Genomic DNA, 24665 nt, shown 5'->3' with positions numbered 1-24665 from the left:
CTGGGCGATCAGTGTACTGGAAGCGTCAGGCCGTAAAGGTTGACGCTTCGTTGCTGCTCACCGAAGCATGCGACACCGGGTAAATATCCCCAGCGTTCCAGGCCCATTGCCTTGGCGATTCGCAGACTGCTGTCATTGCCTTCCAGTACCCAGACCACGATGGATCCGAAGCCGTAGCGGCTGGCAAGAGTGAGGGCGGCCCTGGCCAGGACAACGCCGGCCCCGCGACCTTGATGGTCCTTGCGTATGTACAACACCGTTTCACCGGTACGCCTGCAGGCATCCCCGCCCCAGCAAAAGCTGTGCACCCAGACGAATCCGATCACCTCGCCTCGACGCTTGAGGACATAAATCGGAAAGCCCTGACGCTGATAACCATTCACCACATAGGCGAACTGCTCTGCGGAAATTCTTTGCGTCAACGTGGAGTTGATCCCGGTCTCGATGGTTTCATTCAAGATGCCGCGCATGGCTTCCAGATCCTCGGGTGCGAAGGCCTGCAGCCCCTTGGGCAGTGGTGTGCGGTCGCTGATCGGGTTCATCGACTCAGCCCGCCATACGTGGCTCGCTTGAGCTGTTCACGGGCCCTGGATAGTCTTGAACGGACCGTTCCGATCGGGATATCCAGCACATTGGCGGTGTCCTGGTAGCTGCCGTCGGTTTCCAGGGAGGTGTAGAGCGTCACGCGCATTTCCGTGGGCAGGCGATTGATCGCCTGAAGCGCGCGTTCAAGTCGACGGTTAATCTCGAACTCCCACCCCAGGTCGCGCGCTTCGTCCTGGCCATGCCAGAGCGCCTCATCGAATTCGCAATGCACGGGCTTGGCGTACAAGCGGCGAAAATGGTTGCGGATAAGGTTCTGAGCAATCCCGCACATCCAGGTGCTCAAGGTGGCCTGGCCGCTGAAATTCGCTCTGCTGCGCCAGGCTTCCAGATAGGTTAATTGCAGAATGTCATCCGCATCTTCGGGATTGAGGATGCGTTTGTGAATGAAGTTACGCAGCTTTTTCCGATGGTCATCGGAAAGATCGAGCATAGATTGTGGAAAGCCAGAGCGGGTGGGTTCTACTGCATCGAAAGGGTTTTCCATTTTTTTGTTCCTCAGGTAATCGCCATCGAATGGGTTTCGATGGAGACCTCCTAAGCAGTGCTTATGCCAACCTCGATGTCATCGTAGGTTGTTGATATATCTATATATTTTTAATTGCTTGAGTGTATTGCATGCAATATCTGGCACTGAGGCTTATAAAACCGTGCCAGTTATTACGCGGGCAATAAATTGTTTCAGCAGTGGGAACTGTTTGAGTGGAGGTGGCCACACAGAGGCATGAAAGATCACTCCCGGCCCCCTCTATGAAAGTTGAAGCACGCCATAGCGAAGTTGAAAAAATCAATCAACTGAACCGTGCTTCGGTCGTGGCTCAGTCACCTTTGCCGACGCCTCGTGCCGCGCAGCACAACGCGGCAGAGGAAGTTGGCCTGCTCTTCAGTCAGCAGATGGAGCGCCGTAGTAAAAGCCTGGATCAGCGTCAGTTGGTGGTTGCGGGACCTGGGCAACGGGTGCAAAAAGTCGAGCACTTGGCCCAGTTATACGAACAGTTGGGGCATCCCGGACAAGAGAGCCTGGCTCACCTGGCGCGGCAGGTCCGGGTGTTGCTGTTACAGAAAACCAGTGTCGAAGGGTTGCTGGCGTTGACGGGGGGCGACCCGGCCAGGACGTATGTGGTGTTGGAACACATCAGTGCTCAAGCCGAGGCCGAGGCGCGCCAGGTGGAAGCGGCGCGGGCCTGCGATTTCCTGACAACGCTGACCGAGCGCTACAAGGCACAGATTCAAGCCGCGCTGAATATCGCGCTGTCGTTGCAAAAAGGCACCGATGATCAGGCATTACGCCAAGCCGTCCGCCAGTTGTATTACTCCAGTGTGGTGGTGCGCCAATCCCTGGCGACGATGATGCAAGCGTTGCTTGAACTGTTCGGCGGGGAGCAGTTCAATCGCGGCCTGCAAGTCATGCGCCGGGCGCTGGCGGATGATGTCGGTGCCCAGGTTTCCTCCGTGCCCACGGCCAAGTTACGTACGTTATTGCTGGGACTGCAGGCCTGCGGACAACTCAACACGGTCCTGCGTGAGTGTGCTGGGCTGGCCTTGCGCCTGACCCCGCAAGCCGCGGACAGCAACCAGCAGGCGGTTGTGCTGTTGCAACGTTTGCTGGGGTACGCGAGCACCGGTATTGCGCCCGGGGAGGTAGAGCGTCTTGGCTGTGAGTTCGGCGGGGAGGCGCTGTCGAGCCAACTGGTCTCACTGAATGCGCTCTACCCGCTGATGCAGCGCCTGCCAATGGCGTTGTGGCGTGATAGCCGAAGCCGTCAGGAAAGCTTGAGCAATTTCCTGTTGTGCATGGGGCAAAGCACAGCGGTGGAAGGGCGCACGACCAGCAGCTTGGCGCAGGTGTCCGCGTGACTTCGCTTCAATGGCTCAACGCGGTGCTGTTGAGTGTTGCGCGCCGCGCCGAAGTCATGGGCGCGGTGATTGTGCTGTCCATCGTGTTTATTTTTATCGTGCCGTTGCCCACCTGGCTGGTGGACATTCTGATCGCGCTCAATATCTGCATCTCCTGCCTGTTGATCGTATTGGCGCTGTATTTGCCCGGGCCTCTGGCCTTCTCGTCGTTTCCGTCGATCTTGTTGTTGACCACGATGTTCCGGTTGGCGCTGTCGATTGCCACGACTCGACTGATTCTGCTGGAGCAGGATGCAGGCGACATTGTCGAGGCGTTCGGCAACTTTGTGGTGGGCGGCAACCTGGCGGTGGGCCTGGTGATTTTCATGATTTTGACCATCGTCAACTTCCTGGTGATTACCAAAGGTTCGGAACGTGTCGCCGAAGTGGCGGCCCGCTTCAGCCTCGATGCGATGCCCGGTAAGCAGATGTCCATCGACAGCGACTTGCGCGCCGGTCTGATCGACGGCAACCAGGCCCGCAACAAGCGCGAGCAGTTGTCCCGTGAAAGCCAATTGTTCGGCGCGATGGACGGCGCCATGAAGTTCGTCAAGGGGGATGCGATCGCGGGGCTGGTGATCGTGGTGATCAACCTGTTGGGCGGGTTTTCCACCGGCATGTTTCAGCATGGCATGAGTGCCTCCGATTCCATTGCGTTGTACTCGGTGCTGACCATTGGCGATGGACTGATTGCGCAGATTCCGGCGCTGCTGATTTCGTTGACTGCCGGCATGATCATTACGCGGGTCGCACCGGACGGGCTCAACCAGGGCGCCAGTCACGTGGGCGCGGAAATTGCCCGGCAGATGACCAGCGAACCCAAGAGCTGGATGATCGCCTCGGTCGGCATGCTGGCGTTCGCCGCGCTGCCCGGCATGCCGACCGGCGTGTTCATTGTCATTTCGTTAATGACGGGGGCATTGGGTTATCACCTCTCACGCCAACGTGGGAAAGACCAAGCGCCTGAGGGAAAAGGCGCGCCGCCGGTCGCGCCGCAAGACAATGGTTATGAAGACTTGCGAGGCTTTGATCCGTCTCGGCCCTACTTGCTGCAATTTGCCGCCGCATGCGCGGGCGACGCCCGTGTCGCTGGGTTGATCCAGGCGATTCGCCAAACACGTAACGCGATTGTCACCAGCGTCGGATTGACTCTGCCACCGTTTGAAATCGAATACAGCCCGGCGCTCGCGGCGGACGAATTCCGCTTTTGCGTGCATGAAGTGCCGATGTTCAAGGCGTCACTGAGCGAGCGCTTGGCGGTGGCGCGGACCGACTGCCCCCACGAACCGCCGCAGGGAATCCAGGGCCTGGCAGCTCGGGATGAACAGGATTGGTGGTGGCTGCCTGCGGATGACCCGTTGCTGGCCGACGAGCAGTTGGAACGGCTTAGCGCTCAAGAGCTGATCGTCGATCGTATGAAGCGCGCCATGATGCTCAGTGGACCTCAGTTTCTAGGCATTCAAGAAAGCAAATCAATCCTCAGTTGGCTCGAGTTCAACCAGCCGGAACTGGTCCAGGAGCTGCAACGAATCATGCCGTTGTCGCGCTTTTCCAGCGTGCTGCAACGCTTGGCCAGCGAAGGCATATCCCTGCGAGCAGTGCGACTGATTGTCGAGGCGCTGATCGAACACGGCCAGCATGAACGTGAGCCCGAAGCGTTGGCGGACTACGCTCGAATCGCCCTCAAATCCCAGATCTATCACCAGTACAGCGAGGCCGACGGCTTGCATGCCTGGCTGTTATCGCCCCACACCGAAAACATCTTGCGCGAGGCGCTGCGGCAGACCCAGACCGGTGTGTTCTTTGCCCTGGACACTGAACACAGTGCCTGGCTGGTCAGTCTGCTGAACGAAGGTTTCCCGCCGCGGGCCAAGATCAAAAGCGTACTGCTGGTGGCCCAGGATCTGCGCAGTCCGTTGCGTACGTTATTGCTGGAGGAGTTCAACCATGTGCCGGTGGTGTCCTTTGCCGAGTTGACGAGTGCGGCGAAGGTCAAGGTCCTTGGCCGGATTGATCTGAACCAGGACGGTTTGCAGCATGAGGATGTGGCGTGAACACGCCCACGTCTGTGATTGTGGGCCTGCGCTTGCGCGTTGCGCGGAGGCCTGGTTTTGTTTGAGTTGCGGGTACTCACGGGGCTGCATCAAGGGGCCGCATTGCCGCTGTTCGGTGAGCAATGGAGCATCGGCGCCAGTCAGGACGCCGATCTTGCGCTGTACGATCCAGGCATTTCAGAGCGCCACGTACAGCTGCGTTGCGCAGCCGGCCGATGGTCGGTGCAAGCGGAGCAAGGCCTTTTGCAGGATGACACGGGCCAGCCTCAGGCACAGATTCCCGACCTCGGGACGAATACGCTCTTTTCCATCGCGCAGGTTCGACTGTATGTCGCCGATGCCGACCAGCCCTGGCCCCAGCTTCCGACGCCTGCTTCCACCCCAGCGATCGACGTCGAGGATTACCCGCAATCGCCGCCGTCCTCTGCGCCGACGTTGCGGCACAAGCGCTTCATGGGGATTGCGGCGCTTGTGGCGCTGGTCATCGTCGCGCTGGGCCTGACCCCCACCGAGGAGAGTCAGTCCCAGGCGTCGCTGAGGCCGGCGCTGGAGCAAAAAAACCTGCTGTCCAGTGCTTATGAAGTGCGCCAGCAACTGTTGAAGATGCTGGAGGAACGTGAGTTGGCCCATCGCTTTGCGCTGGAAGTCATCAATGGCCAGATATCCATCGACGGCACGGGTTCCAGGGATGAACTCGCGTTGATTTCACGGATGCTCGACCGTTTCCAGGAGCAATTCGACACGCCTGTGCCCGTGATCAGCCGGGTACGTGAACGCAATACCCGGTTGCCCTTCAAGATCGTCCAGATCGTGGGCGGTAAAAATGGCCACGTCGTTCTGGAGGATGGACATCGATTGTTTCTCGGCGATGAAGTGGAAGGGTTGCGCCTGACCGTCATCGACAACGACAAGGTGGTGTTCGACGGTCAGCAGCGCTATGAGGTGGATTGGTGAGTAATCCGTTCACAGAGCGGCTCGAGCGTTGGCAGCAGCGCCAGTCGGAAACGCTGGCCGGTTATTCGCCGGTGGCGATGCGCGGCCGTATTCAGCGAGTCAATGGCATGTTGCTGCAATGCCGTTTGCCGCAGTCACGTATCGGCGATTTGTGCCTGGTGGAAAAACTGGGTGACGACAGCATGCTGGCGGAGATTATTGGTTTTGATCAGCAGGACGCTGTGCTCAGTGCCTTGGGCAACCTGGAAGGCGTGCAGGTGGGGGCCAGCGTGCAACGCCTGGGCGTACCGCATCGGGTGCGGGTGGGCGACGATTTGCTGGGGCAGGTACTCGATGGCTTCGGTCGCTCGATGGACGGCACCGGCCCCAGTGCATTCGCTGGCGCCGATACGGAAGGGGCGACTACGGTGCTGTGCGACGCACCGCTGGCCACCGAACGCCCGCGCATCCATCGGGCGTTGCCCACCGGTGTGCGTTCGATCGATGGCTTGCTGACCCTGGGCGAGGGGCAGCGTGTGGGGCTCTTCGCGGGCGCCGGTTGCGGCAAGACCACATTGCTGGCGGAGATTGCCCGCAATGTCGATTGCGATGTGATTGTATTTGGTCTGATTGGTGAGCGCGGTCGTGAACTGCGCGAGTTTCTCGACCATGAACTCGATGAGACGCTGCGGGCCAAGGCGGTGCTGGTCTGCGCCACCTCCGACCGCTCCAGCATGGAACGCGCCCGCGCAGCGTTCACTGCGACGGCCCTGGCGGAGGGCTACCGGAGTAAGGGGCAACGGGTGTTGTTGTTGATTGACTCCCTGACCCGTTTCGCCAGGGCCCAGCGCGAGATTGGACTGGCGGCCGGCGAACCGTTGGGGCGCGGAGGCCTGCCACCGTCGGTTTACAGCTTGCTGCCGCGCCTGGTGGAGCGCGCGGGCTTGACGCGCCAGGGCGTCATCACCGCCCTCTACACCGTGCTGATCGAGCAGGATTCGATGAGCGATCCGGTGGCGGATGAAGTGCGCTCGCTACTCGACGGTCACATCGTGCTTTCACGCAAACTAGCCGAGCGCGGCCACTACCCGGCGGTCGACGTGCTGGCCAGCCTCTCGCGGATTCTCAGCAACGTGGCCCGGCAGGAGCACATCCAGGCGAGCACCGCATTGCGGCGGCTGTTGTCGGCCTATCAGCAGATTGAATTGATGCTCAAGTTGGGCGAATACCAGGCCGGCGCCGATGCGCTGACGGACCTCGCCGTGCAAAGCCGGCAAGCGGTGGATGCGTTCCTGCGCCAGGACCTGAGAGAGCCTTCGCCGATGGCCCTGACCCTGGATCAACTCAGTGAGCTGACAGCCTATGTTCCTTTCTGAAATAGAGACTTTGCGCCGTCTGCGCCGACACCGGGCCGAGCGTGCCGAGCGCACCTTGCGTGATGCCAAAAGACTCCAGGGCACCCTGCAGGACCAGGTCCACCAGGCACATGCGGCCCTGGACCAGGCCCGCCAGCAGGCCGCGCAGAAAACCGCCGAGCTGGTGAGCAGGCACCAGGGGCAAGTGGTGTCGCTACAGGACTTGAAGACCTGGGGCAATCAGGAGCGCAGATTGCTGGCCGGCACTGCGCGTGAAGAGGGTGAGCTACGTGAGCTGTACCAGCGGCAGCAGCGGCAAGTGACGCACGTCGAGACGGCGCAGCGGCAGGTCACCGAATGCCTGCGCGAAGTTGAAAAACTTCAGGAGTTGGCGCACTTGCTGGCGCAGGAGGCGCTATGAAGCCGTTGTCGATGGAAAAATCCGAGCGCCGGCATGCACGTGAATCGGATGCCGAGACAGGCTTGGGCCACACCGTGTCTTTGGAACAGAGTCGATTATTTGCCTGGTACTTCAGTGACGACAGCGGGAGTGAGGGTTTTTCCAGCAGTCCGCCGGGGCAAGTGGCACAGGCCAGTGAGCAGGCGATCGAGGCGCTGGCCGAACAGTTGGAGATGCGCCTGAGCGGCGTTTCCCAGTGGCCCTTGAACATGACGCTGTACTTGCCGCGATGGGGACGGATCAACGTCTGTGCCGGGCATGAGAACCAGTCCTGGGACATCACCCTGGAGGCTGAAGAGGCGCGAACCTCGATCTGGCTTGCCGGTGTTCGTCAGGGTTGCCAGGAAAGACTCTGCCGGGGACTCGGGCAGCCCGTCAGTCTGCGTCTGCGGAAAGTCGACCAAGCATGATGTTGCCTGCATTGAAGTTGCCGGTGGTCGATGGCACCAAGGTGCTCGCGCGGCGTCGCTTGGGGCGTGGACTGCGCTTGCCGTTCGAGGTCGCCGGCCAGTCGGGCGAATTGCTCCTGGAGCCGGGAATCGCCCCCGCGGGCAAGAGGCTGATGTCATTTGAGACGGCCCGCGGGGTGTTGACGTTCAGTGAACCTGGCGCCGTCTTGAGTCTGTTTGGCGAATGTCCGGTCGGGCTGGCCGAGGCCGGCAATGATCCGGCTTCCTGGGTCTGGGCCGTGTTCCAGCAAAGCTTGAGTCCGCAGTTGAACGACCTTTTTGGATATCTGCAGCCCTTGGGGCAACTGCATCGCCAGACGTTCGGCTGTCGCTTCACGGTAGCACTGGGAGCCTCCAGGGTCGTGGCGCGCCTGATGCTGGCGCCTGCCAGTCTGCTGGCATTGTGTGATGCCGCCCCGTGGCGACCGATGGCGAAGGCCTTGCCCGGTTCACTTGCGCTCTCGCTACCGGTGACGCTGGCGCGCTTGCAACTGACCGCCTCGCTGTTGCAGGCGCTGCGCCCTGGCGATGTGCTGGTGCTCGAGAGTCCGCTGTTCAACACCCAGGGTGATGGGTGTGTACGCCTGGGCAAGCACCTGTTGCAAGGCTGTCTCGATGATCAAACCGGTGCTTTGCAACTGACACTTTTTTCGATGAGGGAAACTGCGGTGGATGAGAATTTTGCTGAACAATCCCATGAACAAGGATGGGACGGACAGGCTGAGTACGAGAGTGGCGAACCGCTGGAGGATGTTTTTGGTCATGAACCGTTCGATGAGTTATCCATGGCCCTCACGGTACGCTGCGGCACACTGCAATTGACCCTCGGCGAGCTACGTCAACTGGCCCCGGGAGCGGTATTGGGGATTTGCGGGTACGGACCCGGGTTGGCCGGACTTTATTACGGCGAGCGGCCTATCGGCCAAGGGCAGTTGGTCGAGGTGGATGGCCGGCTGGGCTTGCAGTTGTCACGTGTGATCTTTTCCCGATGACGGTTCAGGGGGTTGACCCGCTACTGTTCGCACTGCTGCTCGGCTCGTTGGCGCTGATGCCCATGTTGTTGATCATCTGCACGGCCTTTTTGAAGATAGTCATTGTGCTGATGATCACCCGCAATGCCATCGGCGTGCAGCAGGTACCGCCGAGCATGGCCTTGAACGGCATCGCGCTGGCGGCCACGCTGTTTATCATGGCGCCCGTGGGTTACGAGATCAGCCAGGTGATCGAGGCGTCGCCGCTGGATACCTCCAGCGTGCAGGCATTCCAGGACACCGGCCTGGTTGCGATAAAACCGCTGCGGGCGTTCATGCAACGCAACACCGATCCGGACCTGTTGATTCATCTGCATGAAAACACCACCCGCATGTGGCCACCGGAGATGAGCCAAGGCACCCAACGTGATGACTTGATTTTGCTGATCCCCGCGTTTGTCCTTTCACAACTGCAAGCCGGCTTTGAAGTGGGCTTTCTGATCTACATCCCGTTCATCGTCATCGACTTGATTGTCTCCAACTTGTTGCTGGCGTTGGGCATGCAGATGGTGTCGCCGATGACCATCTCGCTGCCTCTCAAGTTGCTGTTGTTCGTCCTCGTGTCCGGGTGGTCGCGGTTGCTCGACAGCCTGTTTCTTTCCTTCTTGTGAGTGACACATGGACCCTATTCAGCTGTTCAAGCAGGGCATGTTGCTGGTGGTGGTGTTATCGGCTCCCCCGTTGATTGTCGCGGTGATCGTCGGGGTGCTGACTTCACTGGTGCAGGCATTGATGCAGGTACAGGATCAGACATTGCCCTTTGGTATCAAGCTGGTGGCGGTGGGCGTTACGTTGGCATTGACTGGGCGCTGGATAGGCATCGAGTTGATCAAGTTGATCAACCTCACCTTCGACATGGTCGCGCGCTCAGCGCTTTGAGGAGTGTGCGCGTTGGTCATTCCTTACCTTGAGTATTTGCCCAGTCTGGTGATTTCCATGGCACGTATATACCCCTGTGCCTTCCTGGTGCCCGCCTTCTGTTTCCAGCATGTGCGCGGGATGCCGCGCCATGTGATCGTGATGGTGCTGGCGCTGTTGCCCGTTCCCGGTGTGCATGCCGCGTTGCTGGGGCAGGAGTTGACTCACCTGTTGATCGTCGGGTTGGTGCTCAAGGAGATGGTTCTGGGCTTTTTGCTCGGAACGCTGCTGTCGATGCCTTTCTGGCTGTTCGAGGGCGTGGGGGCGTTGCTCGACAACCAGCGTGGCGCCTTGATCGGCGGCCAACTCAACCCGTCTTTGGGGCCGGATGCGACGCCTATCGGGCACATGCTTAAACAACTGAGCATCTTTCTGCTGATCGTTTCGCTGGGCCTGGGCGTGGTGACTCAGGTGATCTGGGACAGCTACCTGATCTGGCCTGCGACCGTCTGGCTGCCAACGCCGGCGGTCAACGGGTTCAGTGTTTTTTTGGGCTTGCTCGGCGATACGTTTACGCACATGACCCTCTACGCCGCGCCATTTATCGCGTTATTGCTGCTGATTGAGTTCGCCATCGCCTTGCTCAGCCTTTACAGCCCGCAGTTGCAGGTGATGGTGTTGTCGATGCCGGCCAAGAGCCTGGGTGGTCTGGCGTTTCTGCTGCTGTATCTGCCGGTGCTGCAAGACCTGATCGTCGGGCGCATGAGTCTGCTGTCCGAGTACAAGCATGCGCTGGGTCTGTTGTTCAAGGTGGGTGCATGAGCGATTCGGGCGAGAAAAAACACCCGGCGACCGACAAAAAAATTGCGCGACCAGCGGAAAAAAGGCCAGGTCGCGCAAAGTCAGGACATCGGTAAATTGCTGGCGTTGACGGTCTTGAGCGAGATTGCCTTGTTCTCGGCAGAAAGCAGCATGCAACGCCTCCAGCAGCTATTGATGCTACCGGTGTCGCGTATCGGGCAACCGTTCATGCGAACCTTGGAGGAGGTCGTGGTGGATAGCGCGGCCGTGTTCTTCAGCTTCGCGCTGTTGATGGCCGCCGTGGCGATTGTGACAAAGCTGATCAGCAGCTGGGGGCAGTTCGGCTTTCTGTTCGCGCCTGAAACCTTGAAGCCGGACTTCAACCGACTCAACCCGTTGAATCAGGTCAAACAGATGTTTTCGGGGCAGTCGCTGATGAATCTGTGCATGGGGGTGGTCAAGGCGCTGCTGATCACGTTGATCCTGTATGCGGTGATCGGTCCGGCGTTGGGTGCGCTGATTGGTTTGACCAGCGGTGACTTGCCTGGCTACATCTCGGCCTTGATCGTGCTGTTCCGGCATCTGCTGCATACCTGCCTGGGACTCTTGCTGGTCATGGCACTGATCGACTTGGCCTTGCAAAAGCACTTCTTCGCCAAACGCATGCGCATGACCCAGGTTGAGCTGATCAAGGAATACAAGGACATGGAGGGCGATCCCCATGTCAAGAACCAGCGTCGGGCCCTGGCCCAGCAACTGGCTCAGGAGGAGCCGAAGGTCAAGCTGCCCAGGCTTGAAGAGTCCGACATGCTGGTGGTCAACCCCACGCATTTTGCAGTGGCGCTGTATTATCGGCCGGGAAAAACCCCGTTGCCGATGCTGGTGGAAAAAGGCACGGATAGCGAGGCGCTGAAGCTGATCGACAGGGCCAAGGCGGCGGATATACCGGTCATTCAGTGTGTGTGGCTGGCCCGTACGTTGTACCGGGAGGAACTCGGCAGCCACATCACCCGGGAGACCTTGCAGGCGGTCGCGCTTATCTATCGCACCCTGCGTGAGCTGGATGAGGAGGCCAAGCGCGAGACGCTCCAGTTACCTGAACTGGATGTGCGGTGACTGGGCTTGGCGTGTTCAGTAGCGGCTGCGGTCTTCGTCCAGTCGTTCGAGGTTCGCCAGTGACAGCGCAGCGCTGATGTGTTTATCGAGCACGCGCGCATCGTGCGGTGCGTGCAGGCGCTGCCAGATCACCAGCGCCTGGTCGATGTCCAGGTAGATGAACAATCCCATGAAGGCTTGCGCGTGTTCGAAGCGTCGCTCCAGTACCTGCCGCACCTGCCCGTGCCTCAGGGCATGCGGTTTGATCTGTAACGCCAGCCCGGGCTTTTCGCTGATTGGCGCGTGAGCGAATGTGACGCCATCGCACAGTGACCAGTGAGCGGCATTGCCGCTCATCAGTTCGTCGAGGAACGCCTGCCGGTGCGGGGCATCGGCAGTCAATCCTGAAGGCTTCATCGCTCGAGGGAGACGCTCTGGTAATCCGCGCGCTGGTTGGACGGGCCGGACTCCGCGCGCATGTGTTCAGGCCACCAGATCACCATTTCAGCAGCGCTTGATTGCGGACGTGAGCACGAGTCACCCTGGCAGGTCGGGGTGCAGCCGGCCGCCAAAAGAACGCTGCCCAGCAGGCCAAGGGTCGGGAGGGCATTTCTCATTGTGCGGTTTTCCTGTTCGTCGTCAGCAGGGAGGGGCGCGACACCCCGATGTGTGCGTCTTTCACTACGGGGCGCATGGCGATAAACACTTCTGCTTCTTCCCCGGGCTTGAGCCAGGCCCGCGGCCAGACGGTGACCGCCAGGGCGTGCGAGGTGCTGCATTCCTTTTCATCGATACGCACGTTGCGGTTGAACTGATTGCGCACTACCACCACGGCCACATTGTACCGCGGGCCGGCATACCATTGGCTGCGTTGCGGATTGAGTGCCAGGAGGTCGCGCGTTCGGCACAGGGTGTCGAGTTCCAGTGGCATCGGCTTGGCTTTGAAACCCTTGGGCACCTGTCCGGTGACCAGATGTGCCAGGGTCGATGAAACCTCGCTGCGCGTGATCACGGGTTGATGGGCGGCGTAGCGCCGGGCCAGCGGCTTGAGCGCTGCCTGCAACTCGACCTGATCGGCTTGCGGCAAATAACGCGAAGGATCGGACTGATCGCCGATGACTCTGGGCGTCAGGATAAACAGGCGTTCGCGTCTGTTGTTTTTGCGCTCAGTGGATGAAAACAGTGCCTTGCCCAGCAGTGGGATATCGCCCAAGAACGGGATCTTGTTGAGCTTGTCGGTATTTTCGGTGACATGAAAACCACCCACTACCAACGAGCGTCTTTGCGCCATGACTGCCTGGGTGCTGACTTTGCCTTTGCGTACATCGGGCCCGCTGCGTTGCGGGTTTGACTCATCGAAATTACCGTCTTCGATATCGACCGACAGATGGATCTGGTGCTTGCCTCGGCTGGTGATCACCCTGGGAACCACCTGGAAGCTGGTGCCCACCGTGATCGGCAGAATGGTGGCGTTCTCGTTGCCGGCGGTGAGGTATTGGGTGCGATTGAAATCGATCACCGCGGGTTGGTTTTCCAGGGTCAGGATTGACGGATTGGACACGATACTCGCCAGGCCTCGGGCTTCCAGGGCCCGCAGATCAGCGGCAAAGCGATCCATGTTGCTGATCGACAACTGAGAAGAGGTTCCGGGCGCCACGTTGTTCACGCCAGCCTGAAACCGACTGTTCTGAAAGCCCCAGTTGACGCCCAGCTCGCGTAGTTGAGTGCGCTCGATATCGAGGATGATGGCGTCGATTTCCACGAGTTTGCGCGCCACATCGAGCTTGGCGATGAGCTCGCGATACATCGCCTGGCGCACTGGCAGGTCGTAGATCAATACTGCGTTGTTTCGCGTGTCGGCCTCGACCCGGATTTTGCCGCTGGCGACGGGTGCCCGTGGCGTGATGGCATCGTTTGCGGCGGTTTGCCCCAGTGCGGCGGGCGGGCTGAGCATCTGTCCCAGCAGCGGATTGCTCAACCGTGGGAAGCCCTGGAGCACGGGCGTTGCGACAAGGGGCGAGGGCGCTGAGGTGCGGCTCATGCTGGAGAGCGCGGAGGTTGAGCGGGGCTCCAGCAAGCCACGCAGCATGTTGGCAACGCCGGGGATGGTGAGTTTTTCACCGCGATAGTCAATTTGCCGATCTGCCGCATTGGCGAACTGCAGCGTGAAGGTCATTACACTCTGCTTGGCATCTGGGCTTTCGCGTTGGCTGCTGAATTGCCTGATCTGTTCGATGTAGCGTTTCGGACCTGAGACCAGGACCACGCTGTCATCCGGCAGCTCACCCCACCCGAAACGGCTATCGAGCAGGCCAATGTCGGTCAGTGCTTTTTTCAAGTCGGCGATGCTTTCCGAGGAGACTTCCAGGCGTGCAGACTCCTGCTGGTCCAGGGTGCTGATGTACAGCGTGTTGTTGTACATGAACCACTGGAAGCGATGTTCGACGGCCAGCCTGTCGAGTAACGACTGTGGCGTGTTGCCGCGTATCTTGCCGTTCACGCTGCCTTCAAGGAGTCCGTCGATCTGCAATTGGGTGCCGAATGTCTGGCTGAAATCCTCCAGTACCTCGTGCAGGCTGGTGCTGTCGGCCTCATAGGCGTAGGCGGTGGTCTTCCATTCGGCAGGTATGGCGGCATTGGCCACAGGGGACAACATCCAACCAATCGCGGCGATTGCGCCCCAACATAGGCGTGCGGGCATGCGCTGCGCAGTGGCGTTTTTTTTCTGCGAGCAGGTGCGCTCGACGAGTGCTTCGGGCATGAAAGGGCCTCGGTCTGTTACGACAATGAATGGATCGGCAAATGGGGGCGACGGTCAGCGGGTTGAACGACGCGCTGGGCCAGGGCACGCCAGGTGTCGCGCTGATTCAGAAGATCTGTCAGGCCTGTGCGTAGCGTGCGCAGGTCGGCGCTTTTCTCGAGTGCCAGCAAGATCCACAAACCGCCGTCATCGGGGGCTTGGGCGAGCGCTCCCTGGAAGTACGCCAGGCTGGAACGGCCGAGCATCAAGTACTTCTCCAACTGTAGCGTGTCCGCCTTGCCCGCGCAGAGTTGAGCGCTCAGCAACACGCCTTCAAGGGTACGGCCAAGGGTGACGGCATCAGTGTTTTCGCACAGTTGCAGCCACGCGTGCCCCGAGTTCAACCAGCGTTCGAGCGTGGCGTCCAACTCATTGGATGGCATCGATAATGGTTTTTGAGAGGCTGGACTTCAGGCGTGTCTGCTCTTTCAACGCCGCAGAGGCGAACTGCAAACCTTTCATGGCGTCATGAAAGCGCTGTACGTCCTCAAGGCTGCCCGTGTTGTTCATTGCGATGTCATCGACGGCTTTTTGGGCCTGCAAAAAACGGCTGTCGATTCCCCGTTGGACAGATTCATAAGTTGCCATGTTTTTACTCCACTGGATCGTCCCGAGTGTGTGGCTAATGATGTGGAGTTGGTTCCAATGGTCCGTGTTCATTGAGCAGTAACCGGCTGACGGCGGTTTCCCAGTCGATGCGCAGGTCTCCTTCTTCGGTTTCAAGCACCAGGGCCAGGGCGCCCAGGCTTGCATCCGGCTGCAGATGCCAGGCGGTTGCACCATCGCGCGCCAGCCAGCCCTGAATCTGTGCATAGGTTTGTGGGTTACAGCGCAGTGTGACTTTCATTTGAGTACTTTTTGCCTGGATCAACTGTCTTAGCAGCGCGTTCAGGCGTTGCGGCGCCACCACCTCTCCCAGCAATTGTTGCAGCGCCGTGTTGACGAGGTGGGTGGCGTGATTTTCCAGCGCACTGTTCATCGCTTGGCGTTCAGCTTCCCAGCGTTGGAGCTGAGTGTTTGCCTGCCTCCAGAAGTCCGCTCGTGCTTGTGCGAGCAAGCGTTCGCGGTCCTGTTCAGCGTGCTGCAGCATCGCTTGCGCTTTCATCTGTGTGCTTTTGAGCAGTGCCTCGGCGCGGCCGCAATCGACTAAGGTTTCCCGTGAAATCACAGGCTGTGATAAGCCCGCGGCTTCTGGGTGAAGCTTGATTTTGCGTAGCGATAGCATGATTGCGTACCTTATGGCGCCTGACTGCGATGGCTCAAATCCGCGAGGAAAGGGTCCGCCAGATGACGGCCTGCCAAAGGGCATCCAACTTGGCTGGGGACAGAAGGAGAGGGCGGGCTTGTTCAAGTTCGAGGATACGCTCTCGGGCAAAACTGACCCGTAATCGCTGCCAGCATTGTGCCGGGACCCAAGCTCGCAGCAGTTGCAGGGGATCATCGGTTGGGGCCAGCCAGGACTCGGTGTTCATGGCTTTGGCGATGCGGCAACACCATAGGCCTTCGTCCTCACTCAGTTGCAGTTGAACCTGCGGGCGGCACGCTGCTTCTACCCGTTGCAGGATCACTTGTCTCTCATAGGGATCGGCCAGTACGAAGCGCAAGTGAGCAGGGTGGGGCTTGAGCGGTTGGCAGGGCTCTATCGCAAACGCGTGCGCCAAGTTCATGTGCCGGGCTTGAGCGAGGTTCAGCAGCGACTCGGGTTTCACCGCGGCTAAACCTTGAGGCAACCAATCGGTATGCGCTTCTTTCCAGGCGTGCGCCCACCACCGTACCCAACTGAGTTCATCGTTCATGGCAGCGGGTTTTCGGGCCGCTCATAAGCAGGAACAGATTGTCGCGGTGATTCCGCAGGATGGCGCGGGACCTCGGCCGAACGCCGTTTGAACCACAGCACCACGCCAAAACCTGCGAGAAACGGCAACACAATCAGCATGAACAAGATGCTTCGCCAAAAGCTGGCGTCTTCACTGGCGATCAGGAACGGGCCTACATAGCTCAATGCTCGTTCTTCCTGATAGGCAGCGGCCGGGACGAATACGACGGTCAGCTTCTGTGGGTTATCCACAGCGGTCGCCATGCCAGGGATGCCGCTGGCCACCATGCGCCGCACGCGGGGGCGTATGCTGTCGGGCTCCAACTGGGGATCGTGTTTGATGAATATGGAGGCAGACGCCGGCTGGACCGGTTCCCCTGGCGCAATACGTTCTGGCAACACCACATGCACGCGGGCGACGATGACGCCGTCGATGTTGGTCAGCGTGGACTCAAGCTCCTGGGACAGTGCATAGATGTAACGTGCCCGCTCCTCAAGGGGCGTGGAAATGACGCCTTCCTTGCGGAAAATGTCACCGAGGGTCGACCTGGCATGGTGCGGCAGTCCAACCGCTTCCAGCGTACGCACCGCCCGGCCGATGTCCTTGGCCTCCACCCGGACCACCACTCCGTCTTTGGCTGAGGCTTTTTGAGCCTTGATCTGTTTGCTTTCCAGCTCGGCAATCACTTCGTTGGCTTCTTGTTCGGAGAGCTGGCGATGCAGCTCAACGCTTTCACCGCATCCACCGAGCAGCAATATGAGTAAAAACACACAGTATTTATACTGAAAGCCTTGCATACAGTTACCTATGACAGGTTGGTGAGCTTTTCTACGGCCTGTACGCTTTTGTTGACAATCTTGGCTGCCAAGGTCACTTCAGTGCTGAGCGCTGACAGCGATCGTGTCGTTGCGACAATATCCATGGGATCGGAGCTTTTACTGAGCCGCTTCAAATCATTCCCCGCTTTGCTGGACAACGAATTCAAAAGATTCGAGGACTGGGCGAGCGAGGAAAGCGTGGGCTTTGTTTCATGGGATGGTGGCGACTCAATAGTCGCACTGAACCAATTGATATCGGAGGTCGCCGGGGCGTTGGCAGGCGTTTCGTATGGGCGGACGCGAGCGTAAGGTCTATCGGTGTCTATTTGCATCTTCATGTTCCGTTGGTCGCTGGGCGGCACCTGTGGATTAGAGAACACACAGGTGTTGAGACATGCAGTTGCCAGGCGCGAAGTAGCTCTTCCCTTGTGCCTTGCAAAAGGGAAGAGCCTTTCGATTAATAGCGAACGCCGCCCGCAGTCGCCAGAAGGCCGCTGATCAATTGGTTGGTCTCCTCACGCTGGCTTTTGGCGATCCCGTTTTGCACGTCTGCCAGCTTTCTGCGTGCATCTTCGGCCGCTGCCATACCCGCGGCCGCATCACCTGCCGCCATACTGCCTGCCTGTCCAAGCATCGCTAATGGACCCATTTGAAACTCCTTGCTTATTACTGGTTATAGGAAAGGAAAAGTCTGTCACGTGAACGCAGAGTTTTTGTTTAGAACGCACCTCGCTTTATCGGTCTGGGTTAAGGAGTCTGCTTTCATTTAGTTTTGATCAGCCAATCGGTGGGAAAGGCGGTCGAGATGTCGTCGCAAGTGTCCAAGGGGCTGGGCTTTGCAGCGACGTTGTTGTAGGCGCGCTGACGGTGTTTCCCCTGACCTCGGGAGAGTAACCAGGCAAGCCCGGCTGAGTGAGGGCGAAAGGTTTTATTGATTCTGAAATCGACGCGATAGAGTGCTTGATCGCTCTGTTGGTCTCTTCAAGCGATTGCTTCATCTCCCTGACAAGTTCTGCGTTTTCCTGAGTGTTTTTGTTAACCTGGGTCATATCAGGTTTTTTGAATAAGTTGATGATAGGCTCGATAACGAACGCCATATATCGCTCTCCAATAAAACAGTGGATATCTGTCAGAATCATTTTTCAGTTGATTCATGCTTGTGTGAGTGGGGAGAGGCCGATCAAGGGTTCCGCATGTATTACGCCAGCGCTATTTCTAATTGTTTCATCCGGTGATAGAGCGTTCGGCGTGGGACGCAAAGCTCAAGGGCTGCTGCTTCCACGCTCATCGAGTGACGGCGTAACGAGTCCAGGATCAGGGTTTTTTCTATATGACCCAAACGCTCTTTTAACGTCATTTTTATTTTTTTGGACTTTTCGCAACTTGATGAAATGGCGGGCAGCCCGAGTATGAAACGTTTGGCTGCCGAACGCAGTTCCCGAACATTGCCTGGCCAGGAGTAACAAAGTACTTCTTGAAGCAAAGAGTGACCAGGCACGGGCGCCGTACACTTGAATTGTTTTGCTTCGTGGTTGATCAGCTTTAAAAATAACGGGATTATTTGCTCGCGTCGCTCCCGTAAAGGCGGAAGATTGATGCTGACGACATTCAGTCGAAAGTACAGGTCTTGCCTGAATCGCCCTCGCTCGACCATTTCCTGGAGCGAGTTTTGGGCCGAGGCGATGACGCGCATGTCTACGGCAATGAACTTGGTTGACCCCAGGCGTTCTACACCGCGTGACTCCAGTGCGCGCAACAATTTGGCTTGCAGGGGCAACGGCATACTATCTATTTCATCCAGATACAAGGTGCCCAGATGGGCCGCCTCAATAAAGCCAGCCCGCGATTGAACCGCGCCGGTGAATGCACCATTGGTGACCCCAAATAGTTGGCTCTCGGCAAGACTCTCTGGAATGGCGGCACAGTTTATTGCGACAAAACTGCCTCGGCGGCCAGATAAACGGTGAATCCGCTCTGCCAAGGTGTCCTTGCCGGTCCCGGTTTCTCCCAATAACAAAACATCAATATTGCGTGCTGCCATGGTCTGGATGGTTGTTTCCAGGTCTGCGTGTTCGCTTGTATGCGCTGGGCTTTCATCGTTGGCCAGGGATACCGGCATTGTCCTTGCTCCAACAGGAGATGCCTGTGATTTCTTGGTTTTTGATGGGCGGAGAAAAGCGGCAGTTGAAAAAAAACGCTGCTGACCTGCAAGATCCTGAGGGCTCTCAAGCAAAGCCTGTTTAGTTACAGTTAATGTTATGGGTTTTACCTTTGAGGGATGTAGGCGCAGGTTCAATGCCGCTCATTAAGTTCAGGGTAAAAACTATTCCGGGGTTTAGATGTCAGTTGTCGACATCCTGGATGTGGGATTTGTCTTAAGATTATTTATGTGTTTTATGCAGTGTTTTATCGTTGTTTATTGCTGTTTAAGTCTTTCAGCGCGCATAAAAAAACCGATGCCAGGCATCGGTTTTTTCCGGGATAAGTCTCTTCAGCAAGACTACACGTTAAAGCGGAAGTGCATCACATCGCCATCTTTAATGATGTACTCCTTGCCTTCCAGGCGCCATTTGCCGGCTTCCTTGGCTCCCGCTTCACCCTTGTACTGAATGAAGTCGTTGTAGGCGATGACTTCGGCACGGATAAAACCTTTCTCGAAGTCGGTGTGGATCACGCCGGCGCCCTGGGGGGCGGTAGCGCCCACGCGGACAGTCCATGCGCGAACTTCTTCGACACCTGCGGTGAAGTAGGTCTGCAGGTTGAGCATTTCATAGCCGGCGCGGATCACACGGTTCAGGCCAGGCTCTTCGAGGCCGAGGGCCTCAAGGAACATGTCTTTTTCTTCGCCGTCATCCAGCTCGGCGATTTCCGCTTCGATCTTGTTGCAGACAGGCACGACCATGGCGCCTTCTTCTTCGGCAATGGCCTTCACCACATCCAGCAGCGGGTTGTTCTCAAAGCCGTCTTCGGCGACGTTGGCGATGTACATCACCGGCTTGGTGGTCAGCAGGTGGAAGCCACGAATCACCGCTTTTTCATCGGTATTCATGGTCTTCATCAAACTGCGTGCCGGCTTGCCTTCGGTGAAGTAGGCGATCAATTGCTCCAGCAGGCCTTTCTGGACCACCGCATCCTTGTCGCCGCCCTTGGCGTTGCGCGCGACTTTCTGCAGCTGCTTTTCGCAACTGTCGAGGTCGGCGAAGATCAGTTCCAGGTCGATAATCTCGATGTCGCGTTTCGGGTCAACGCTGTTGGAAACGTGAATCACGTTCTCGTCTTCGAAGCAGCGGACCACGTGGGCGATGGCATCGGTTTCGCGAATGTTGGCCAGGAACTTGTTGCCCAGGCCTTCACCTTTCGAAGCGCCGGCCACCAGGCCTGCAATGTCGACGAATTCCATGGTGGTCGGCAGGACGCGCTTGGGATTGACGATGGCCGCCAGTGCGTCCAGGCGCGGATCGGGCATGGGCACGATGCCGCTGTTGGGTTCGATGGTGCAGAAGGGGAAGTTCTCCGCCGCAATACCGGATTTGGTCAGGGCGTTGAACAGGGTGGACTTGCCGACGTTGGGCAGGCCGACGATGCCGCAATTGAATCCCATGGTGTTTCCCCTCGGATAAAAGTCAGGCCTTCTGGCTGTGCAGGTTTTTCATCGCGCGGTTCCATTCACCGGCGAAGATATCCGGCAGCACGCCGAGGGCAAAATCGATGCTGGCATCGAGTTTTTCCTGTTCGGCGCGTGGCGCACGACCCAGGACGAAATTTGAAACCATACTGGCAACGCCTGGGTGGCCAATGCCGAGCCGCAGACGGTAAAAGGTATTCTGATTGCCCAACTGCGCGATGATGTCACGCAGACCATTATGACCGCCATGGCCGCCGCCTTGTTTGAGCTTGGCAACGCCGGGTGGCAGGTCCAGTTCGTCATGGGCCACCAGGATTTCTTCGGGTTTGATCCGGAAGAAACCCGCAAGTGCCGCGACAGCCTGGCCGCTGCGGTTCATGTAGGTGGTGGGAATCAGCAGACGAACATCCTGACCCTGATGCGAGAAGCGTCCGGTCAGGCCAAAATATTTGCGCTCGGCCACAAGACTGACGCCTTGCGCGTGGGCGATACGCTCAACAAAAAGGGCCCCCGCGTTGTGCCGGGTCTGTTCGTATTCAGCGCCTGGATTTCCCAGGCCAACGATCAGTTTAATGGCAGTCACGACAGGGGCCCTTCCTTTGGAGTTGTGGATAACATCGCCGCAACCGTTGTGCGGCGAAAGGGGACGAAAGGAGCTAACTTATCCAGAGATAAACTTCGCGTTATCGCCCGCTTTCTCGCTACGTTCCGGTCCGCGATGTTCCTCAAGCTCCGACGTTACAGAGAGAAATTACTCTGCAGCGGTTTCGCCAGCTTCTTCATCTGCAGCGACTACACGTGGAGCGTGGACGTTGGCAACAGCCTTGTCGTCATCGTGAGCCAGAGCAACGAACTCAACGCCTTTAGGGGCCTTGAGGTCGGACAAGTGAATGATGGTGCCGATTTCAGCGGCCGACAGGTCGACTTCGATGAACTCAGGCAGATCTTTCGGCAGGCAGCTCACTTCCAGTTCAGTGGCAGTGTGGGAAATGATGCCACCTTTCTTGATCGGTGCTTCTTCACCGACGAAGTGTACAGGCACGATAGCGGTCAGTTTCTGACCGGCGACTACGCGAACGAAGTCAGCGTGCAGCACGTGGCCTTTGGACGGGTGACGTTGCAGGGCCTTGATGATGACGTTCTGCTTCTTGCCGCCAACGTTCAGCTCGATGATGTGGCTGTAAGCCGCATCGTTTTCGAGCAGTTTGGCAATTTCTTTAGCCAGCATGCTGATGGACTCAGGGGCTTTGTCACCACCGTAGACTACAGCTGGAACTTGGCTTGCGAGACGACGCAGGCGGCGGCTCGCACCTTTCCCCAGGTCGGAACGCTGTTCGGCATTCAGGGTAAAATCGTTCATGTTGTATCTCCAAAATAACCACATTCGCCCCAGCGTTTGCGACCAGCGCTAAAGGCGATATGGGCAAAAAAGCCCCGCCCCAACAGAATGCTGGGGCGGGGCGCTTTTCGTCAGGTTGATGTCGCTAAGGTTTGACCCTTAACGGAACATCGCGCTGATCGATTCTTCATTGCTGATGCGGCGAACCGCCTCGGCAACTACCGGTGCGATATCCAGTTGACGGATACGCGCACAGGCTTGAGCAGCAGCAGACAACGGGATGGTGTTGGTCACCACCAGTTCGTCCAGCACAGAATTTTCGATGTTCTCGATCGCTCGGCCCGACAGCACAGGGTGTGTGCAGTAGGCGAAGACTTTAGCCGCACCGTGCTCTTTCAAGGCTTTGGCCGCGTGGCACAGGGTGCCGGCGGTGTCGACCATGTCATCAACCAGAATACAGGTACGCCCTTCGACATCACCGATGATATGCATCACTTCAGAGTGATTGGCTTTCTCGCGGCGTTTGTCGATGATCCCGAGATCAACGCCCAGGGATTTGGCCACGGCCCGTGCACGCACGACGCCACCAATGTCCGGGGACACGATCATCAGGTTTTCAAAGCGCTGATCTTCGATGTCATCCACCAGAACGGGGGAGCCGTAGATGTTATCTACCGGAATATCGAAGAATCCCTGGATTTGGTCAGCGTGCAGGTCAACCGTGAGAACACGGTCGATGCCTACCACGGTGAGCATGTCAGCCACGACTTTCGCGCTGATAGCCACACGTGCGGAACGCGGACGGCGATCCTGACGGGCATAACCAAAGTAGGGGATTACGGCTGTGATTCGAGTCGCTGAGGAGCGGCGGAAGGCATCAGCCATCACGACGAGTTCCATCAGGTTATCGTTGGTCGGAGCGCAGGTCGGCTGAATAATGAAGACGTCTTTACCGCGGACATTCTCATTGATCTCGGCTGTAATTTCGCCGTCGGAAAATTTGCCGACAGAGATGTCACCGAGAGGGATATGCAGCTGACGTACGACACGTCGAGCCAGATCGGGGTTGGCGTTCCCCGTAAAGACCATCATCTTGGACACGCGCAGTACCTAGAGGCTGAGGGTAACCTGGATGAGTATAGGAAAATGGCAGGGGCGGCTGGATTCGAACCAACGCATGGCAGGATCAAAACCTGCTGCCTTACCGCTTGGCGACGCCCCTGTATCTGTTGCAACGAGTACCCAGTACCCGGTTCCTTTTTAGAGCAGACTTTGCAGCTTGCGATGCAACATCGAAACGTTGCTTCCCTTTGCTACAAACCCTGTAAGGGTCTCTGTAAGAAGGGCCGAGACTTTATCAGCTTCAGCTTTGCTTGGGAAGCCCCCAAACACACAACTTCCAGTACCAGTTAATTTTGCTTCGGTAAATTTACCTAACAAATTCAAAGCGTTACGTACCTCTGGATAACGCCTTGCTACAACCGGTAAGCAGTCATTTCGACTGTTTCCCTTGGGAACGGGGCGCACTTTAATGGGAGAAGAGTTACGTGTCAACAACCGATCTGAAAAAATTTCTGCTGTACTTACAGATACTTGCGGCACAAGCACGACATACCACGGCTCTTCGGGTTCTACGGGGGTGAGTTTTTCCCCGACGCCTTCGGCAAAAGCGGCGTGTCCGCGCACGAAAACCGGGACGTCGGCACCCAGTGTCAGGCCCAGCGCGGCGAGACGATCTTCGTCCCAGCCCAATTGCCACAAGTGGTTCAGGCCGAGCAAGGTGGTCGCGGCGTTGGAGCTGCCACCGCCGATGCCGCCGCCCATGGGCAGGATCTTGTCGATCCAGATATCGATGCCAAGCGAGCAGTCGGATTGTTCCTGAAGTTTTTTTGCCGCCTTCACGATGAGGTTGCTGTCGTGAGGCACGCCTTCAAATTCCGTGTGCAGTTGAATCACGCCGTCGTCGCGCACGGCAAAGGTCAATTCGTCGCCGTAGTCGAGAAATTGAAAGAGTGTCTGCAGTTCGTGATAACCGTCTTCACGGCGACCAAGAATATGCAGCATCAAATTGAGTTTGGCCGGCGAGGGCAGGGTCAGGCGTTCACTCATGTCATTGCCCCAGCTTGCGCGGTTGCCAGTCCTTGACCACCAGCGTGACGTCGAGATCGGTGCCGTGCAGCTTGATGCGTTCGGGCAGCCAGTAACCGTTCTGTTCGGCATAGCTCAGGTATTCGACCTGCCAGCCATCCTGCTCCAGGGTGGCCAGGCGGCTGTCGCCGTTAAGGCTCAGGCGGCTTTTGCTGTCAGGCGCGGGCAAGCCACGCACCCACCAGACCAGATGCGAGACCGGTAATTTCCAGCCCATCTGTTCTTCCAGCAAGGCTTCCGGGGTCGGTGCTTCATAACGGCCTTGATTGGCCACTTCAAGGCTGACTTGCCCCGGACGGCCGGTCAGGCGCGCGGCACCACGACCCAGCGGCCCGGATAGGCGAATGTCGTAGTAATCCTGGCGTTGCAGCCAGAACAGGGTGCCGCTACCCGAATCCTTCGGGGCGCGAATGCCGACCTTGCCATTGATCTGCCAGCCGTCGAGGCTGCTCAGTTGCGCCTTGTGCTGGCGCCATTGCGCCGGGTTGCCCTGGCCTTCAACGGACTCGCGAGCCCCGAAGCCCGCGCAACCGGCGAGCAGGGCGATAAAACTGAAAACGATGGCGTGGCGCAAAAACATAGA

Annotated in this window: 30 protein-coding genes, 1 tRNA gene and 1 pseudogene; 11 read left to right on the top strand and 21 right to left on the bottom strand. The window is 58.2% G+C overall.

What is annotated here, in order from left to right:
- Positions 1-8: 8 nt before the first annotated feature.
- Positions 9-542: a GNAT family N-acetyltransferase gene (locus BLU75_RS18285; RefSeq protein WP_084379299.1), complete on the bottom strand. Its 534-nt coding sequence runs from the start codon at positions 540-542 to the stop codon at positions 9-11.
- Positions 539-1090 carry an RNA polymerase sigma factor gene (locus BLU75_RS18280; protein WP_084379300.1) on the bottom strand — a complete coding sequence of 184 codons (552 nt, stop codon included), beginning with the start codon at positions 1088-1090 and terminating at the stop codon, positions 539-541. Before BLU75_RS18280 ends, BLU75_RS18285 begins: the two co-directional genes overlap by 4 nt.
- A gap of 263 nt (positions 1091-1353) precedes the next feature.
- Between BLU75_RS18280 and sctW the strand changes: the two genes are divergently transcribed.
- The 11 genes and pseudogenes from sctW to sctU all read left to right on the top strand — a co-directional run bounded on the left by sctW (position 1354) and on the right by sctU (position 11556).
- A complete protein-coding gene (gene sctW, locus BLU75_RS18275) occupies positions 1354-2460 on the top strand; it encodes a type III secretion system gatekeeper subunit SctW (protein WP_084379301.1) in 1107 nt (368 codons plus the stop codon).
- A 56-nt stretch (positions 2461-2516) separates the two neighbouring features.
- Complete coding sequence (gene sctV / locus BLU75_RS18270; RefSeq protein WP_373863649.1) at positions 2517-4553, top strand: type III secretion system export apparatus subunit SctV; 2037 nt, start codon at positions 2517-2519, stop codon at positions 4551-4553.
- A gap of 57 nt (positions 4554-4610) precedes the next feature.
- The gene (locus BLU75_RS18265; RefSeq protein WP_084379372.1) at positions 4611-5507 is read left to right on the top strand and encodes an FHA domain-containing protein; all 897 of its coding nucleotides are present in this window, start codon (positions 4611-4613) and stop codon (positions 5505-5507) included.
- Positions 5504-6862, top strand: coding sequence for a FliI/YscN family ATPase (locus tag BLU75_RS18260; protein WP_084379303.1), 1359 nt, complete (start codon positions 5504-5506; stop codon positions 6860-6862). Before BLU75_RS18265 ends, BLU75_RS18260 begins: the two co-directional genes overlap by 4 nt.
- Positions 6849-7262 carry a type III secretion system stalk subunit SctO gene (gene sctO, locus BLU75_RS18255; protein ID WP_084379304.1) on the top strand — a complete coding sequence of 138 codons (414 nt, stop codon included), beginning with the start codon at positions 6849-6851 and terminating at the stop codon, positions 7260-7262. Before BLU75_RS18260 ends, sctO begins: the two co-directional genes overlap by 14 nt.
- Entirely contained in the window at positions 7259-7711 is a 453-nt protein-coding gene (locus BLU75_RS18250; protein ID WP_084379305.1) for a type III secretion system HrpP C-terminal domain-containing protein, read from the top strand. The genes sctO and BLU75_RS18250 overlap by 4 nt, the downstream gene beginning before the upstream one ends.
- On the top strand, positions 7708-8742 hold the full coding sequence (locus BLU75_RS18245; protein ID WP_084379306.1) for a FliM/FliN family flagellar motor switch protein: 1035 nt from the start codon (positions 7708-7710) through the stop codon (positions 8740-8742). Before BLU75_RS18250 ends, BLU75_RS18245 begins: the two co-directional genes overlap by 4 nt.
- The gene (sctR, locus tag BLU75_RS18240) at positions 8739-9392 is read left to right on the top strand and encodes a type III secretion system export apparatus subunit SctR (protein ID WP_084379307.1); all 654 of its coding nucleotides are present in this window, start codon (positions 8739-8741) and stop codon (positions 9390-9392) included. The genes BLU75_RS18245 and sctR overlap by 4 nt, the downstream gene beginning before the upstream one ends.
- 7 nt (positions 9393-9399) lie before the next feature.
- A complete protein-coding gene (sctS, locus tag BLU75_RS18235; protein WP_084379308.1) occupies positions 9400-9660 on the top strand; it encodes a type III secretion system export apparatus subunit SctS in 261 nt (86 codons plus the stop codon).
- Positions 9661-9717: 57 nt separating this feature from the next.
- Positions 9718-10461 (top strand): type III secretion system export apparatus subunit SctT, encoded by a 744-nt coding sequence (gene sctT / locus BLU75_RS18230; protein WP_084379373.1) that lies wholly within the window; start codon positions 9718-9720, stop codon positions 10459-10461.
- Positions 10458-11556: pseudogene (gene sctU / locus BLU75_RS18225) on the top strand (type III secretion system export apparatus subunit SctU). The gene sctT and the pseudogene sctU overlap by 4 nt, the downstream one beginning before the upstream one ends.
- Positions 11557-11571: 15 nt before the next feature.
- On the opposite strand, the gene BLU75_RS18220 reads toward sctU, so the two are convergent.
- From BLU75_RS18220 to lolB, 19 genes are all read right to left on the bottom strand, one after another.
- Positions 11572-11952: a hypothetical protein gene (locus tag BLU75_RS18220; RefSeq protein ID WP_084379309.1), complete on the bottom strand. Its 381-nt coding sequence runs from the start codon at positions 11950-11952 to the stop codon at positions 11572-11574.
- Entirely contained in the window at positions 11949-12152 is a 204-nt protein-coding gene (gene hrpT / locus BLU75_RS18215) for an HrpT family type III secretion system protein (protein ID WP_084379310.1), read from the bottom strand. The genes BLU75_RS18220 and hrpT overlap by 4 nt, the downstream gene beginning before the upstream one ends.
- Positions 12149-14236 carry a type III secretion system outer membrane ring subunit SctC gene (sctC, locus tag BLU75_RS18210; RefSeq protein WP_090221637.1) on the bottom strand — a complete coding sequence of 696 codons (2088 nt, stop codon included), beginning with the start codon at positions 14234-14236 and terminating at the stop codon, positions 12149-12151. Before sctC ends, hrpT begins: the two co-directional genes overlap by 4 nt.
- A gap of 77 nt (positions 14237-14313) precedes the next feature.
- Entirely contained in the window at positions 14314-14718 is a 405-nt protein-coding gene (locus BLU75_RS18205) for a type III secretion protein (RefSeq protein ID WP_130909317.1), read from the bottom strand.
- Positions 14705-14923: a type III secretion protein HrpF gene (locus BLU75_RS18200; protein WP_084379313.1), complete on the bottom strand. Its 219-nt coding sequence runs from the start codon at positions 14921-14923 to the stop codon at positions 14705-14707. Before BLU75_RS18200 ends, BLU75_RS18205 begins: the two co-directional genes overlap by 14 nt.
- A gap of 34 nt (positions 14924-14957) precedes the next feature.
- The gene (gene sctL, locus BLU75_RS18195; RefSeq protein ID WP_157720789.1) at positions 14958-15560 is read right to left on the bottom strand and encodes a type III secretion system stator protein SctL; all 603 of its coding nucleotides are present in this window, start codon (positions 15558-15560) and stop codon (positions 14958-14960) included.
- Positions 15561-15594: 34 nt separating this feature from the next.
- Positions 15595-16131, bottom strand: a complete 537-nt coding sequence (locus BLU75_RS27330) for a type III secretion protein (protein ID WP_157720787.1) — start codon at positions 16129-16131, stop codon at positions 15595-15597.
- A complete protein-coding gene (gene sctJ / locus BLU75_RS18190) occupies positions 16128-16949 on the bottom strand; it encodes a type III secretion system inner membrane ring lipoprotein SctJ (protein WP_084379315.1) in 822 nt (273 codons plus the stop codon). Before sctJ ends, BLU75_RS27330 begins: the two co-directional genes overlap by 4 nt.
- Before the next feature lie 8 nt (positions 16950-16957).
- A complete protein-coding gene (gene sctI, locus BLU75_RS18185; RefSeq protein WP_084379316.1) occupies positions 16958-17308 on the bottom strand; it encodes a type III secretion system inner rod subunit SctI in 351 nt (116 codons plus the stop codon).
- A gap of 119 nt (positions 17309-17427) precedes the next feature.
- Positions 17428-17619, bottom strand: coding sequence for a hypothetical protein (locus BLU75_RS18180; RefSeq protein WP_084379317.1), 192 nt, complete (start codon positions 17617-17619; stop codon positions 17428-17430).
- 127 nt (positions 17620-17746) lie between these two features.
- A complete protein-coding gene (locus BLU75_RS18175) occupies positions 17747-18067 on the bottom strand; it encodes a hypothetical protein (RefSeq protein ID WP_130909316.1) in 321 nt (106 codons plus the stop codon).
- Between the two features lie 101 nt (positions 18068-18168).
- Positions 18169-19089 carry a sigma 54-interacting transcriptional regulator gene (locus tag BLU75_RS18170; RefSeq protein WP_084379319.1) on the bottom strand — a complete coding sequence of 307 codons (921 nt, stop codon included), beginning with the start codon at positions 19087-19089 and terminating at the stop codon, positions 18169-18171.
- Positions 19090-19470: 381 nt separating this feature from the next.
- A complete protein-coding gene (gene ychF / locus BLU75_RS18165) occupies positions 19471-20571 on the bottom strand; it encodes a redox-regulated ATPase YchF (protein WP_084379320.1) in 1101 nt (366 codons plus the stop codon).
- A 22-nt stretch (positions 20572-20593) separates the two neighbouring features.
- Complete coding sequence (gene pth / locus BLU75_RS18160) at positions 20594-21178, bottom strand: aminoacyl-tRNA hydrolase (protein ID WP_084379321.1); 585 nt, start codon at positions 21176-21178, stop codon at positions 20594-20596.
- Between the two features lie 168 nt (positions 21179-21346).
- Positions 21347-21955 (bottom strand): 50S ribosomal protein L25/general stress protein Ctc, encoded by a 609-nt coding sequence (locus BLU75_RS18155; RefSeq protein ID WP_084379322.1) that lies wholly within the window; start codon positions 21953-21955, stop codon positions 21347-21349.
- 138 nt (positions 21956-22093) lie between these two features.
- Positions 22094-23035, bottom strand: a complete 942-nt coding sequence (locus tag BLU75_RS18150; RefSeq protein WP_003171603.1) for a ribose-phosphate pyrophosphokinase — start codon at positions 23033-23035, stop codon at positions 22094-22096.
- A 46-nt stretch (positions 23036-23081) separates the two neighbouring features.
- Positions 23082-23156, bottom strand: a tRNA-Gln gene (locus tag BLU75_RS18145).
- A 38-nt stretch (positions 23157-23194) separates the two neighbouring features.
- Positions 23195-24043 (bottom strand): 4-(cytidine 5'-diphospho)-2-C-methyl-D-erythritol kinase, encoded by an 849-nt coding sequence (gene ispE / locus BLU75_RS18140; RefSeq protein WP_084379323.1) that lies wholly within the window; start codon positions 24041-24043, stop codon positions 23195-23197.
- Between the two features lies 1 nt (position 24044).
- Positions 24045-24662, bottom strand: coding sequence for a lipoprotein insertase outer membrane protein LolB (lolB, locus tag BLU75_RS18135; protein WP_084379324.1), 618 nt, complete (start codon positions 24660-24662; stop codon positions 24045-24047).
- Positions 24663-24665: the final 3 nt, after the last annotated feature.

The sequence above is a fragment of the Pseudomonas mucidolens genome (genome assembly GCF_900106045.1).
Classification (GTDB): domain Bacteria; phylum Pseudomonadota; class Gammaproteobacteria; order Pseudomonadales; family Pseudomonadaceae; genus Aquipseudomonas; species Aquipseudomonas mucidolens.
The sequence above is the reverse complement of the archived record's forward strand: the minus strand, read 5'-3'. Positions and strand labels throughout refer to the sequence as shown.